This window comes from Streptomyces sp. NPDC050610, from assembly GCF_040654875.1.
Classification (GTDB): Bacteria; Actinomycetota; Actinomycetes; order Streptomycetales; family Streptomycetaceae; genus Streptomyces.
Genome location: NZ_JBFAIV010000033.1, coordinates 46016 through 59798 on the forward strand (window position 1 = coordinate 46016; position 13783 = coordinate 59798).

At 65.8% G+C, this 13783-nt stretch carries 11 protein-coding genes and 1 pseudogene; 9 read left to right on the forward strand and 3 right to left on the reverse strand.

Translation table 11 applies throughout. The features are described 5' to 3' along the window. Positions 1-23: 23 nt before the first annotated feature. Positions 24-317 carry a YkvA family protein gene (locus tag AB0I22_RS31400; RefSeq protein WP_363134361.1) on the reverse strand — a complete coding sequence of 98 codons (294 nt, stop codon included), beginning with the start codon at positions 315-317 and terminating at the stop codon, positions 24-26. Between the two features lie 306 nt (positions 318-623). On the opposite strand from AB0I22_RS31400, the gene AB0I22_RS31405 reads away from it, so the two are divergent. Then, positions 624-2297, forward strand: coding sequence for a glycoside hydrolase family 55 protein (locus AB0I22_RS31405; RefSeq protein ID WP_363134362.1), 1674 nt, complete (start codon positions 624-626; stop codon positions 2295-2297). 7 nt (positions 2298-2304) lie between these two features. Here AB0I22_RS31405 and AB0I22_RS31410 read toward each other — a convergent pair whose 3' ends face one another. Beyond that, positions 2305-3609: an MFS transporter gene (locus AB0I22_RS31410; protein WP_363134363.1), complete on the reverse strand. Its 1305-nt coding sequence runs from the start codon at positions 3607-3609 to the stop codon at positions 2305-2307. 196 nt (positions 3610-3805) lie between these two features. On the opposite strand from AB0I22_RS31410, the gene AB0I22_RS31415 reads away from it, so the two are divergent. The 6 genes and pseudogenes from AB0I22_RS31415 (at position 3806) to AB0I22_RS31440 (ending at position 10441) form a co-directional block, all read left to right on the forward strand. Then, positions 3806-4567, forward strand: a complete 762-nt coding sequence (locus AB0I22_RS31415) for a phosphoglyceromutase (RefSeq protein ID WP_363134364.1) — start codon at positions 3806-3808, stop codon at positions 4565-4567. Positions 4568-4713: 146 nt separating this feature from the next. Beyond that, entirely contained in the window at positions 4714-6198 is a 1485-nt protein-coding gene (locus AB0I22_RS31420) for an RNA-directed DNA polymerase (protein ID WP_363134365.1), read from the forward strand. A gap of 25 nt (positions 6199-6223) precedes the next feature. Further along, positions 6224-7009: a hypothetical protein gene (locus tag AB0I22_RS31425; protein WP_363134366.1), complete on the forward strand. Its 786-nt coding sequence runs from the start codon at positions 6224-6226 to the stop codon at positions 7007-7009. A 506-nt stretch (positions 7010-7515) separates the two neighbouring features. After that, positions 7516-7979: pseudogene (locus tag AB0I22_RS31430) on the forward strand (DUF4265 domain-containing protein). Positions 7980-8498: 519 nt separating this feature from the next. Next, the gene (locus AB0I22_RS31435; RefSeq protein WP_363134367.1) at positions 8499-9641 is read left to right on the forward strand and encodes a pentapeptide repeat-containing protein; all 1143 of its coding nucleotides are present in this window, start codon (positions 8499-8501) and stop codon (positions 9639-9641) included. A 254-nt stretch (positions 9642-9895) separates the two neighbouring features. Further along, the gene (locus AB0I22_RS31440; protein WP_363134368.1) at positions 9896-10441 is read left to right on the forward strand and encodes a GIY-YIG nuclease family protein; all 546 of its coding nucleotides are present in this window, start codon (positions 9896-9898) and stop codon (positions 10439-10441) included. 412 nt (positions 10442-10853) lie between these two features. Here the strand turns inward: AB0I22_RS31440 and phoU are convergent, their stop codons facing one another. Next, a complete protein-coding gene (gene phoU, locus AB0I22_RS31445; protein WP_363134369.1) occupies positions 10854-11552 on the reverse strand; it encodes a phosphate signaling complex protein PhoU in 699 nt (232 codons plus the stop codon). 256 nt (positions 11553-11808) lie between these two features. Between phoU and AB0I22_RS31450 the strand changes: the two genes are divergently transcribed. Together AB0I22_RS31450 and AB0I22_RS31455 are read left to right on the forward strand one after the other, a co-directional pair. Next, entirely contained in the window at positions 11809-13092 is a 1284-nt protein-coding gene (locus AB0I22_RS31450; RefSeq protein ID WP_363134370.1) for an ATP-binding protein, read from the forward strand. Next, complete coding sequence (locus AB0I22_RS31455) at positions 13089-13769, forward strand: response regulator transcription factor (protein ID WP_030009598.1); 681 nt, start codon at positions 13089-13091, stop codon at positions 13767-13769. The genes AB0I22_RS31450 and AB0I22_RS31455 overlap by 4 nt, the downstream gene beginning before the upstream one ends. Positions 13770-13783: the final 14 nt, after the last annotated feature.

Consider the following 13783-nt stretch of genomic DNA (forward strand, 5'->3'; position numbering starts at 1 on the left):
GGCGCCGACCGGCAAGGGGGAGGTCACAGCGGCCGGCCCTCCTTGCGCGTCTTGCCGGCCGACGACTGGAGTACGTGCAGGGCGAGCAGCAGGACCCCGATGTCGTCCAGGTAGACGGGATCGGGGAGGAGGTCGACCGGGGAGATCGTGTAGAGCAGGGCGCCCCAATAGGCGGCCTTGTGCTCCAGGGGCACGCCCGCTTCCTTGAGGAGTCTGCGCGCGCGGATCAGCCGGATGGTCAGCACTATGGCCAGCGCGAACACCGCTATGGCCGCCAGTACGGCCAGTACGAGGAGAATCTTCAGCTCGGCGCTCAACTCGGCCCTCCTGGTGCGGAGACGTGATCAGGTCCGGCGAGCGGGGCCCGCGGCCGTCACTCGCAGCCGCCGGGTTCCCTTTCCCGCCCGGGGCAGTCGCCGGATGCCGATCCCGGCAGAGCCGGCTGTCCGGCGTACGGCCGCCTTTCGAGAGGTGCTGTTGTACCAAAACGCGGCGGCGGTGGCCGCAGAAGCCACGCGTGCCGCAGGCGCACACCCCCTTCCGCCCGCCGCAGGCGCGTGGCATTGTCACGGGTTATCGCTCACATGAACAGCGTTCACATCCGTGGAAGGGAAGGCGGCCTCATGGACCTCACCCGGAGAAACCTCCTCGCCTGCGCCATCGCCACGGCAGCCGGCGCCACAGCGCTCGCCGCGCCCGCCGTTCCGGCAGCGGCTGCCCCGGCCGCCACCCCCACACCCCAAGGCCGAAGGCTCTGGCGGGAGTTCACGCGGAACCCCTACGCCCACCCGAACATCCCCTACATCGGCCGCGCCGGCCACTACGGCGGCTCCCGCGACTTCCCCCGCCGCGGAGCCGCCGTCAACGTCCTCCACTACGGCGCGAAACGCGACGGCTCCGTCGACTCCGCCCCCGCCATCAACCGCGCCATCGAGGCCGCCGGACGGCGCGGCGGCGGCACCGTCACCGTGCCCCCGGGCACGTACCGCATCGACGACGTCATCCGCATCGGCTACGACAACGTCGTCCTGCGCGGCGCCGGCTCCTCCCGCACCACCCTGCACGCCACCCGCAGCCTCACCGAGATCGTCGGCCCGTACGGCAGCCGCTACGGCGGGAACAAGTCGGCCTGGTCCTGGGCCGGCGGCCTCATCTGGATCTGCCCGCGCGAGCGCTGGCACTCCCTCACCGACGCGATCAAGGCCGAGGACTGGCCGTTCGAGGGCTGGACGGGCAACAAACGCGACGAGTTCCGTACCCTCACCGCCGTCAACACCCCGGCCCGCCAAGGCGACTGGACCATCACCGTCGCCGACCCCTCGCGCCTGCACCGCGGCGACCGCGTCCTGCTGCGTCTCACCGACGACGACGGCCACACCCTCCTCCAGCACATGGCGGGCGACGTCGACGGCGCGCGCGGCTACCAGTGGTCCGACAAGACCAAGCTCACCTCGTACGTGCCGTACGAGTGGCCCTGCCGCGTCACCGCCGTGCGCGGCCGGCGCGTCACCCTCGACCGGCCGCTGCCCCTGGACGTACGCCCCGAGTGGCAGCCCGAACTCACCACCCTCATCCGGCCGGTGACCGGCTCCGGCGTCGAAGGGCTGACCCTGGACATCGTGGAGACGCCGCAGGCCAAGCACCTGCTGGACAAGGGGTACAACGGCGTCGCCCTCCAATGCGCGTGGGACTGCCGCGTGGACGACGTGCGCGTCAACAACGCCGACAACGGCTTCCTGCTCGTCGCCGCCAAGGCGTGCACCCTGCGCCGCACCCGCGTCTCCGGGCGCGGCAGTCACCACCCGTACTGCTGCCGCGAGGGCTCGCACGACAACCTCGTCGAGTCGTTCGCGATCGACGACCGTACGGTCCCGGCCCCGCCCGGCACGCAGCTGCACGGCATCAACGTCGAGGGGCTCTCCAGCTACAACGTCTGGTCGCGCGGCCGGATGGAGATGGGGACCTTCGACACGCACCGGGGCCTGCCGTTCGCCAATGTGCGGACCGACATCACCGTGAACAACACCGGCTCGCACGGCGGCGACGCGAGCGCCGGACCGCTGTACGGGGCGCGGTTCACGCACTGGAACGTACGCGTCGTCAACGGGCGCGCGGGGTGCGTGAAGATCGACGGCATCGCGCCGTACAGCGCGACGGTGGGCATCAGCGAGGTCAGGGAGTTCGGGCAGGTGGACGTGCCGGACTTCAAGGGGACGCTGCACGCGCGCGTGGAGGCATACGGGCACCCGGAGTCCGTACGGCCGCGGAATCTGTACGAGGCGCAGCGGGCCCTCTGAGGGGCGCTCAGCTCGCTCGGTCCGCCGGAACCTCGCGCTCCGGCGGACCGGACACCGCTTCGGGCCCCGCCTCCCGCTCTTCCTCCCCCTCCTCCTCCGGCAGCCCGCGCATCAGAAGCCAGTACCCGACGGCCGTCACCGTCCCCACCACGGCGCAGCCGCCCCACAGCCAGGCGGCCCCGTACGCGTCGATCACCCGGCCGCCGATGAGCGGCGCGGCCAGCGACCCGACGGACCAGGACAGGGAGTACACGCCCTGGTAGCGCCCGCGCCCGTGGGTGGGGGAGAGGCGTACCACCAGCCCCATCTGGACAGGTGCGTTGACGACCTCGGCCAGCGTCCAGACGGCGACCGTCAGCGCGTACAGCCAGAGCGAACCGGCGAAGGCCGTCAGCCCGAAGCCGTAACCCGCGAGGAGCGCCGAGACGACCAGCAGCTTTCCGGGGCCGCGGTGCTGGATGAAGCGGGAGACCGGGATCTGGAGCAGCACGATCAGCACGCCGTTGACGCCGATCGCGAGGCCGAAGTCACCGCTGGAGAAGCCGTCCGCGCCCATCGCGACCGGCAGGGCCACGGAGCCCTGCTGGAAGATCAGCCCGATCAGGATCGAGAGCCCGACGAGGCCCATGAAGCGGCCGTCGCGCAGCACCGTGCCGAGGTTCACCGAGGGCTCGGCGGCCTTGCCGGCCACGTCCGGGGCCCGGTCGGGGCGGGACTCCGGCAGCTTGACGAAGACGAGGATCGCGCAGGCCATCGTCATCACCGCCTCGATGAGGAACCCGGCCCGGTAGCTGTACTCGGCGATGAAGCCCGCGCCGATCGAGGAGAACGCGAACCCGATGTTGATCGCCCAGTAGTTGAGCGAGAAGGCCCGTACCCGGTCCTTGGGGGCGACGATGTCCGCCATCATCGCCTGCACCGCGGGCCGCGACCCGCTGGCGGCCATGCCGACCAGCAGCGCGACGCCCGCGATGGCGACCGGATGCTGCACGAAGGCGAGCACCGCCACCAGGACGGCGGTCGAGGCCTGGGCGACGAGCATCGTCGGCCGCCGCCCGAGCCGGTCGGTCAGCACGCCGGCGCCGATCGAGGAGACGGCGCCGCCGAGCCCGTACAGGGCCGCGACGAGCCCGGCGAACGACGCGCTGTAACCGCGCTCGATCGTCAGGTAGAGGGCCATGAACGTCGCGACGAACGCCCCGAGGCGGTTGACGAGAGTGGACGTCCACAGCCACCAGAAGGCCCGGGGCAGCCCGGACACACTCTCCTGCACGGCGTGTCGCCAGCCGTTCGCGGACGTGGACGTGGACAAGGCGGACCCCCGAGGTGTCGGTCAGTTGCGTGAGTGACGCATGTAAGTGGCGCATGCGATGGCCGCAACTTACAAAGGGTCGGGGTGCGGCGCCAATGAATTGACGGTGATCGTCAATCGATAGCGCGGGCGGTCGGGCAACCGGGCAACCGGGCGGGCGCGGGGCCGGGGCGCCCGGTCGATTACGCTCAGGGGCATGGCCGACGCACCGTACAAGCTGATCCTCCTCCGCCACGGCGAGAGCGAGTGGAACGCGAAGAACCTGTTCACCGGCTGGGTGGACGTCAACCTGAACGAGAAGGGCGAGAAGGAGGCGGTCCGCGGCGGTGAGCTGCTCAAGGACGCCGGTCTGCTCCCCGACGTGGTCCACACCTCGCTCCAGAAGCGCGCCATCCGCACCGCGCAGCTGGCGCTGGAGGCCGCCGACCGCCACTGGATCCCCGTCCACCGCTCCTGGCGGCTGAACGAGCGCCACTACGGCGCGCTCCAGGGCAAGGACAAGGCGCAGACCCTGGCCGAGTTCGGCGAGGAGCAGTTCATGCTCTGGCGCCGCTCGTACGACACGCCGCCGCCCGCCCTGGAGGACGGCACCGAGTTCTCGCAGAGCGACGACCCGCGCTACGCCTCGATCCCCAGCGAGCTGCGCCCGCGCACCGAGTGCCTCAAGGACGTCGTCGTCCGCATGCTGCCGTACTGGTACGACGGCATCCTCCCCGACCTCCTCGCCGGCCGCACGGTCCTCGTCGCCGCCCACGGCAACAGCCTCCGCGGCCTGGTCAAGCACCTCGACGGCATCTCCGACGAGGAGATCTCCGGCCTGAACATCCCCACCGGCATCCCGCTCGCCTACGAGCTCGACGCCGACTTCCGCCCCCTCAAGCGCGGCGGCACGTACCTCGACCCGGAGGCCGCCAAGGCCGCCATCGAGGCCGTGAAGAACCAGGGCAAGAAGAAGTAAGAGCCTACGAAGAAGCCCCCTACCTGCGGTTTTCCCGCTGGTAGGGGGCTCTTTTCTGCCCTGGGGTCGTCGCTGGGCCGTCAGGTGCTTGATCGGGCCGTGCCCGGTGCCTCGAAGACGGCGGTGTGCCGCGTACTCTTGCAGTCGTGACGGGGAGTCAACTGCGCAGTCGCTTCTTGGATCGCGCCGCGGAGCGCCTGTGGGCCGTCGAAGGCCGACTCGATCTCCCAGACGTGATCAATTTTCGCGACTTGAGGCCGTTCTGGAAAGACTATCGCTCTGAAGTACTGGAACACCTTCGCAACATCCAGTACACGCCTAATCACATTGAGCTCGTCGAGCACCCGAAGGACTACATAAGTACGCGCCCACTCGCAAGGCTCTCAGTACAAGATCGCCTCATATATGAGGCTCTGGCGTTTGAAGTCGCAGAATCTATTGACCCGCTCCTTTCGGACTCGGTATTCAATCATCGATCTAGACGTCGATCGGTGCATTCAGTCGCGGACTGGAAGCTGATGCGCAAAAAGGCGCGCGAGTTCCTTTCGGCAGACAAAGATCTACTGATGGCGAAAACCGACATCGCCTCATTTTATGAACACGTTGAAATTAATGTGCTCTCGATGGACCTAGCAGCTTTCGGCGTCGACGAAGACGTCGGTACACAGCTGTGGAGCTTTCTCAATGGTTTCGAGCGCCAGTGCCACACCTGGGGCCTCCCGCAGGGATCGGCTGCTTCTGGCATTTTGGCCAACGCCTACCTACTCCCGGTCGATAACCTGATCCAGCAGTTCGGCATCAGATTCATCCGCTATTCAGATGACATATATCTGTTCGATTCCGATGAAGAGAAATTGCGCTCGACCCTACAACGCATAAATCGAGCCTTCAGGGCTCGACACCTAAACATGTCGGCACCCAAGACCAGAATACTTGCACGCAAAGACGCCGAGGAACACCTAGACGACATGCAAAAGGATTTGATTCTCTATTTCCTCGGACTAGGAAAGCCGTGGGCAGTAAAGGACCTACAGGATCTATTCATTTCTGCCGTTAATTCAACGCCCCCAAACGAAAGGGACATCAAGTTCTCACTACCCACCCTGGGCTACAGAAAAGACGATTTCGCCTTTCCCTGGGCTCTAGACAGTATAAAAAGTTGGCACCATCTATCCGCCCGCATACTCCGATACCTGGAAAAGCTTCCCCATAAACGTAAAGATTTGCAAGTCACCCTAGAAAAAATACTCGACCAAGTCCCAACCGTCGATTATCCATTTTTGGAGCGCAATATATTCGAGACAGCAATTCGCTGCGGCATTCGCTCGGATATCCTTCGCGCCAAAGCCTGGCTCGCAGTCCGCGACCGCAACAGAAGCAACTATCCACGCGAATTCGCAGCTAGGTACATAGGACGGCTCGGCAATTCGATCGATGGCCAGCTTCTGAAGATGGAGTACGAAGGTGAGCCCCATATCGACGTTCGTCGCGCCCTGCTGGTAGCCATGTACGAGGCCGATTACATGCCTGTCGAGTTGCTTAGAAATCTTGAGAACGGATCTACTATACTTAAATGGACAGCTAAATATCTACTTCGGGTGCCTGACGAGGTACCCATCCCTAAATTTTAGGCATTCGACACTCAGGGGGTTCTCGGTGGCCAGATTTACGCTATATCTTACTCTTTTCTTTATTTCTTTGGCATTTTCTTTTTCGGCCAACGGTTCGGCCGTAGGTAACCTAGCTAGTGGCGCTGTAATCAGCCTTGCAATTCCTGTAACTGATGGACTGATTGCAAATCGCATCAACCTGCGCCACCTTTGGTACTCCGTTCGCTATGCCACCAAAGATGTGAGAATTTCTGCGGCTTACCTCTTCAAGATCAAAGTGGACGGTAAGTACCTGCTGATTCAAGGGCGAAGATTTCAGCAACTTCAACCGGTCGGTGGTGTTTACAAGGCATCTTCCTCAGGAAGCGCATTCCTAGCACTTATCGGCGCGCAAGGCGACTCGTTGATACCCTTCGATGACCAAAGCAGCGGCGATCTGAGAATCCGAATCAAAGGACGCCAGATCTCCAAATTTTATGCCTGGTTCGACTCGCGCGAAGGTCGCGAGGATTCTCCGTGGCGTGAATTCTATGAAGAGCTTATCAGTACAGGAATATTGCCTGCCGGGGAATTTCCTTTCACCTTTCAGGACTACGTCAAGCGGGAAGTGGATCCGATCAGGTATAGCGAGCATGCTCAATCTTTGGAAATTTTGATTGCAGATGTCTATGAGCTGCTACCCACTCCTGCCCAGGAGGCAGCGCTAAGAATGCTCGTGAACACAGAAGCTTCAGAAGTAGTCTGGGTGACTGAAGAGACAGTACGGCGTCGTGGAGTGCTGCCCAACGGGACGACGCTGAACGTCGCCCAGCATGCGCGTCGACTTATATGAGCGCTGCACCATCCTTGAATCCCCGCCTCCCTTGGCCGCCGTGCCCGTCAACGGGGACACCGAACCGGCCCATCGGGCCAGAAGCTGACATCTACCGCTGACAACGTCTTGACGTCGGTCAGCGCCGCCCGCCCAGTCATGCCAGATGATTCGTTGAACCACGGGGAATGGCGGGGACAAGGCAACCAAACCGGTAAGGCTCCGTAGCCGCTCTGGCACTGGTCATCTCAGCAGCCGCCCATAGGTAACCCAAGCTTCCCAAGCTGGGGGCTCAGGCATCGTCGTTACGGGGCATCCGTCCCGGCTTGCTCCGGTCGACGGCACCGGCAGCGTGGCGGAGGCCGGTGGGGGTGTAGCGAGGCATACGCGCGCGTGATCGGTCGGCGCCCTCTCCGCTGTGGCCGACTGTCGTCGGCTGAGGCACAGACGAACTCGTACTCAGCTTGAGCAGACGTCACCGTCACTCGCCTGCGACCGACACAACAGGGCTGTGCATCCGGAGCACAATGACGAACCCCGAGGGCCCGTACGTGAAGGTGCACTGCCGACTCGAGATCAAGGACGACTGGCCCCGGCATCGGTGAAGAGTCTGTGGGCGGTCGACCAAGGCGACGGTACTGCGCGGCTCGACAACATCCCCCGGTTCGTCCCAGGCATTGCCTGCGGGGACATCGTGGCCACCGAGCCCGACGAGGAGGGCGAGCGATGGGCCGGCCAAGTGGTTCGACGTTCCGAGAACTGCATCATCCGCCTCATCGTGCTCCGTGACGGCGGATCGGGAGCCGCACGGCAGAGCGTGCTCAACGCCTTTCACGAACTCGGCGTCTGCGGCGAGGGCATAGAACGGTTCCGCATAGTCGCCTTGGACGTGCCTCCCACCGCCGATCTCGCTAAGGTGCAACGGTTGCTCAACCACGGTGTGGCCAAGGAGTGGTGGGATATGGAAGAGGGGTGCATCACCGCGCAATAGCGAGCCATCTCCGGCGGCTGACGCGCCGTCCACGCGCCCCATGGCTGGGCCGTCCCTGGCCGTCCGACGCCGCTCGACAGTGGCCAATGACGACCGACGACGACCACCAGGCGCACGAGCCCACCGCCCCTGAGCAGCGGAAATCCAGCTCACCAAGATCCCCGGCAAGACCCAGGGCAAGAAGAAGTAGCCAGCACGAGTTAAGCCTCCTACCTGCGGTTTTCTCGCGGGTAGGGGGTTTGATGCTGTCTGGGGGGGCGTCTTTGGGCCGTCGGGGGCGACGACGGCAGCGGCAGAACGCGAATATCGAGCGTGATCAGTGGCACCATAGGGGCAACGACTTCTGCTGGCGTGTGGCCGCGTCCCTGCCACTTCGGGCTCAAGGCGGCAGAATGCTGATTCTAGTCGTACTACTTGCTGCTTTCGACGACTTCCACACTTCATGCTGTTGAGGTGGACATCGCCTTCCGTCGTAGTCGAACGGCCCCTCGGGGCCGCCACACCCCTAGCCTCCGGCCCGTGTGGTTAGTCGCGCCCGTGGCACTCTTAGTCGTCGGTGTGCTCGGCTGGGGGATCTATCACCAGGCCTATGCCTACTTCGACCATGCTGCCGCTCGCCGGACACCGGCTGAGCCGGTCAACGTCAATGACGTCCTCAAGGCCACTGTCACCGTTCTGACAATGATCGGTGCAGCCCTGGCGGGCCTGTACGCCTACCGCAAGCAACTGCTCGCCGAGAGTGACGCCCACCGCGCGGACGCATCGCAGCTCGCCGAACGCTATGTCTCTGCCGCCGAACAGCTCGGGCACGAACAGGCAGCCGTGCGTCTCGCCGGTGTCTATGCTCTGGCGCGCCTCGCTGACGACTGGGAAGAGCAACGCCAGGTCTGCATCAACGTCCTCTGCGCGTATCTGCGTATGCCTTACGACCCTGACTCCACAGCTCCTGGCCACCGAGTCGGTGACCGAGAGGTCCGGCTCACCATTATCAGCGTCATCCGTGATCATCTGCGGGATCCGAGTTCAGGGGACACATGGTGTGCCTATGACTTGGATTTCACCGGTGCCACCTTCGATGGTGGTGATCTGTCGGCGAGTTACTTCCAGGGCAAAGCCCGATTCAACAGGGCAATATTTTCCGAGGGTGCGGTGATCTTCGACAAGGCGGTTTTTTCGGGTGGGGATGTCGATTTCTCTGGCGCGCACTTCTCGGGTGGCACAGTCAGTTTCGCCCATGTGCGTTTCTGTGAAAATGTTAGACTTGATTTCACGAATGCGATTTTCCTTGCCGGGCGTGTCACCTTCGTCGGGGCGGGGTTTTCTGATTCCTTTGTTTCTTTTATTGGAGTCCGGGTTATCGGTGGTCAATTGGATTTCTATGCGGCTAGCTTCTCGGGGCGCCTGATTGATTTCGCCGGTGCGGAGTTTCAGGATGGATCGACATGTTTCAGTGAGGCGAAATTTCTTGGAGGTTCTGTCAGCTTCACCCAAGTTGAGTTCGGTGGCGGTAGAGCCGATTTCTCCTTTGCGGAGTTTGTGGGTGGTGAGGTCTCGTTCCGTAATGCTGCACTCAATGGGCGGTCGCCCGGCTTCGGTCGTGCCCTCTTCGAGGGAACCGTGTTTCAGTGGGGCCCAATTTCCGCGCCTCCGAACGCTTCCTGACTAAAGATTGTTTCTTTTGGGGAATTGGGTGAGGTTCAGACGGATTACATCGAAAGTATCAACCGCCGGCTGAGCGCATGCGTATGGGGCCTGGGTCGTCGTAGCTCATTCGAGGTCGCTCAAGACTGACCAGAGGCGGCCGGTGACGACCGTACGGACAGGTCCATGAACCCACCGTTGCTGAACACCGAATACGCTGGCCCCCCGGTGGTACGAACGTTGAGGCAGTCAGCCGTGGCGCGTCTGGAGGACTCGTGGAAGCCGCTGTTCTCGTCAGCCCCGACCGGCTGTGGTCGGCGCACGAGGTTCTGACGCGCCCGAGTCCCGTACCGGCCGTGCCGGGGGTCTACGGCTGGCACTTCGAGCAGCCGCCGCACGCGGACCTCGACGCCGGGCGCCTGCTCTATGTCGGGATCGCCCCGCGGCACATGGCGAACCGCACCAGCACCCAGAACCTGCGCAAGCGGGTGCGCTACCACTACCGCGGCAACGCGGCCGGCTCGACCCTGCGGCTCACTCTCGGGTGCCTGCTCGGCATCGAACTGCGCCGCGTGGGCAGCGGCAAGCGGCTGACCTTCGGCAAGGCGGGCGAGGCCGAACTGAGCCGGTGGATGGCGGACAACGCCCGGGTGTGCTGGATCGAGCAGGGCGAACCGTGGACCTTGGAGTCACAGCTCATCTCCCGGCTCGACGTCCCGCTGAACCTCGACCAGAACCGCCACAACGCGTTCCACGGCCGCTTGAAGGAACTGCGAACCGCGGCACGCGAGCGTGCACGGGCACTGCCGATCAGCGCGTAGCTCACCCGATCCGTCCGCCGGGCGTTCCGATATGGCGGAACGCGCATGTGGGGCCCCGGCCGACCGGCCGGGGCCCCACACGGTGGTACGGGCTGTACGTGACTCAGCCGCAGCCGCCGCCGCACTGGCATGCGCCGCCCGACTGGCAGCCGCATGAGCAGCCTGGGCCGCACTGGCAGCCGCTGAGCATGGGTGGTGACGTCGGATCGCTGGCTACGTTGACTATCGGACAAGGAGTGCCGGCCATGTAGTACCTCCTCGGAGGTGGTCCGCTGCCTGTCTTCAGTCAATGCCCGCATCGGCGGGCGCGTGAACGGCGCGCGGAAGCACTTTCCCGCACAGGCGCCGACAGGGATCGACAGGGACCGACAGGGACGACCGTCGCGGCAGGCGGCGGCCGGGCCGAGGGGGCTCAGTGCCCTTCTATGGGCCCGGCACCTCCCACCGGGTTGGTCTGCGCCGCCAGTTCGTCCGCGTGCTCGCCCGTGACCAGGTAGACCACGCGCTTGGCCACCGACACCGCGTGGTCCGCGAACCGCTCGTAATAGCGGCCCAGCAGCGTCACGTCCACGGCCGTCTCGATGCCGTGCTGCCAGCGGTCGTCCATCAGGTGCTGGAAGAGCGCGCGGTGCAGCAGGTCCATGGCGTCGTCGTCCTGCTCCAGCTGGAGCGCCAGGTCGACGTCCTTGGTGATGATGACCTCGGCGGCCTTGGCCATGAGCCGCTGCGCGAGCTGGCCCATCTCCAGGATGGTGGCGTGCAGATCGTGCGGCACGGCCCGTTCCGGGAAGCGGAGCCGGGCGAGCTTGGCGACGTGCTGCGCCAGGTCGCCGGAGCGCTCCAGGTCGGCGCTCATGCGCAGTGAGGTGACGACGATCCGCAGGTCGGTGGCGACCGGCTGCTGGCGGGCCAGGAGCGCGATGGCCCGTGCCTCCAGGTCCCGCTGGAGGTCGTCGACCTTCTCGTCCGCCGCGATGACGGACTCGGCGAGCTTGAGGTCCGCGTCCAGGATCGCCGTGGTGGCGCGCCCGATCGCGGAGCCGACGAGCCGGGCCATTTCGACGAGGCCCTCGCCTATCGAATCCAGCTCCTCGTGGTACGCGTCCCGCATTCCGTGACCTTCTTCCTCTTTCGCCGGCTTCAGCGGCTTTCCATCGGCCGTCCGTACCGGACGGAGCCCGGCGGAGCGACGGTGGCGGTTCCCGGGGTGCTGTGGCCCCACGCTCCCACGTTCGATCCGCAACGCGTCCGGATCCGGCCCCCGGAGTGAACCGGCACTGTCGTGAAGGTGAACTCTGGGAGACGAGTGTTCGAGGCGGCACCCATTTGGCTGTGGACCTGTCGCACCCCCCGCATAACCTGGAGCCATGAACGTGGACGCGGCCGTCGCCGCAGCGGCAGCGATCGCCGGGCTGTGCACCGGTGTGATCGCCATGCTGGCGTTCCGCTGGAGCGAGCGCGACCAGGCCCGCCCGACCCGCAGCTCCCTGCACACGGACGCCGTCCTGCCGCCCGGCGTGGACACCGTGCTCTCCGTGCTGCGCTCCTCGGCGGTGGTGCTCGACGAGGGCGACGCCGTGGTCAAGGCCAGCTCCGCGGCGTACGCCCTCGGGCTGGTGCGCGGCGGGAAGCTGGCCGTGGAGCCCATGCTCCAGATGGCCCGTGACACCCGCCGCGACGGCGAGATACGCCAGGTCGAGCTGGACCTCCCCCGGCGCGGTACGGGCCGGGGCGACGCCCTCGCGGTGTCGGCCAGAGTGGCTCCGCTGGGCTCCCGGCTGGTGCTGCTGCTCGTCGAGGACCTCACCGAGGCCCGCCGCATAGAAGCCGTGCGCCGGGACTTCGTCGCCAACGTCAGCCATGAGCTCAAGACCCCTGTGGGCGCGCTCTCCCTGCTCTCGGAGGCCGTCATGGACGCCTCCGACGACCCGGAGGCCGTCACCCGCTTCGCCGGGCGCATGCAGATCGAGGCGACCCGGCTCACCAACCTGGTCCAGGAGCTGATCGACCTCTCCCGCGTGCAGAACGACGACCCGCTGGAGGACGCCGAGCCGGTCCGGGTCGACGAGCTGGTCGCGGAGGCCATCGACCGGTGCCGCCACCAGGCCGGCACCAAGCAGATCACCATGGCCGCCGGCGGCACCGCCGACCTGCACGTCTGGGGCAACCGCGGCCAGCTCGCCGCCGCCCTCGGCAACCTCGTCGAGAACGCGGTCAACTACAGTCCGGCCCGTACCCGCGTGGGCATCGCCGCCCGCCGCATCGCCGCCCCCGGCGGCGCGCTCATCGAGATAGCCGTCACCGACCAGGGCATCGGCATCTCCGAGAAGGACCGTGAGCGCGTCTTCGAGCGTTTCTACCGAGTGGACCCGGCGCGTTCGCGCGCCACCGGCGGGACCGGCCTCGGCCTCGCCATCGTCAAGCATGTGGCCGCCTCGCACGGCGGGGAGGTCACGGTGTGGAGCTCCGAAGGCCAGGGCTCCACCTTCACCCTGCGGCTCCCGGAGGCGGGCACCGCCCGCGGCCGGGACCGCTCATCGAACGCACGGACCGAGCCGCCCGGCCGGTCCGGGGGCGACCTCGACGACGAGGACCGCCCGTACGAGACCTTCACCACCGAACATCTGCCTGCCCCGGAGGTCCTTCCGTGACCCGAGTGCTCGTTGTCGAGGACGAGGAATCGTTCAGCGACGCGTTGTCGTACATGCTACGAAAGGAGGGTTTCGAGGTCGCGATCGCGGCCACCGGACCCGATGGGCTGGACGAGTTCGAACGTAACGGCGCCGATCTGGTGCTGCTCGATCTGATGCTGCCGGGGCTGCCCGGTACGGAGGTGTGCCGCCAGCTGCGCGGCCGGTCCAACGTCCCGGTCATCATGGTGACCGCCAAGGACAGCGAGATCGACAAGGTCGTCGGGCTGGAAATAGGAGCCGACGACTATGTGACCAAGCCCTTCTCCTCCCGCGAGCTGGTCGCCCGCATCCGGGCCGTCCTGCGGCGGCGCGGCGAACCGGAGGAGGTCACCCCGGCAGCCCTGGAGGCCGGTCCCGTACGGATGGACGTGGACCGCCACGTCGTCACCGTCTCCGGCGGCAAGGTGGACCTGCCGCTCAAGGAGTTCGACCTGCTGGAGATGCTGCTCCGCAACGCGGGCCGGGTGCTGACCCGTATGCAGCTCATCGACCGCGTGTGGGGCGCCGACTACGTGGGCGACACCAAGACCCTGGACGTGCACGTGAAGCGGCTGCGCGCCAAGATCGAGCCCGACCCGGGCGCGCCCCGCTATCTGGTGACCGTCCGCGGCCTGGGCTACAAGTTCGAGCCGTAGACCGGCCCGTACGG

Excerpts from the sequence above, each read along its gene's own strand:
- AB0I22_RS31415 (WP_363134364.1), top strand. The coding sequence starts at position 3,806 with ATGGCCGACGCACCGTACAAGCTGATCCTCCTCCGCCACGGCGAGAGC.
- AB0I22_RS31405 (WP_363134362.1), top strand. The coding sequence starts at position 624 with ATGGACCTCACCCGGAGAAACCTCCTCGCCTGCGCCATCGCCACGGCA.
- AB0I22_RS31450 (WP_363134370.1), top strand. The coding sequence starts at position 11,809 with ATGAACGTGGACGCGGCCGTCGCCGCAGCGGCAGCGATCGCCGGGCTG.
- phoU (WP_363134369.1), bottom strand. The coding sequence starts at position 11,552 with ATGCGGGACGCGTACCACGAGGAGCTGGATTCGATAGGCGAGGGCCTC.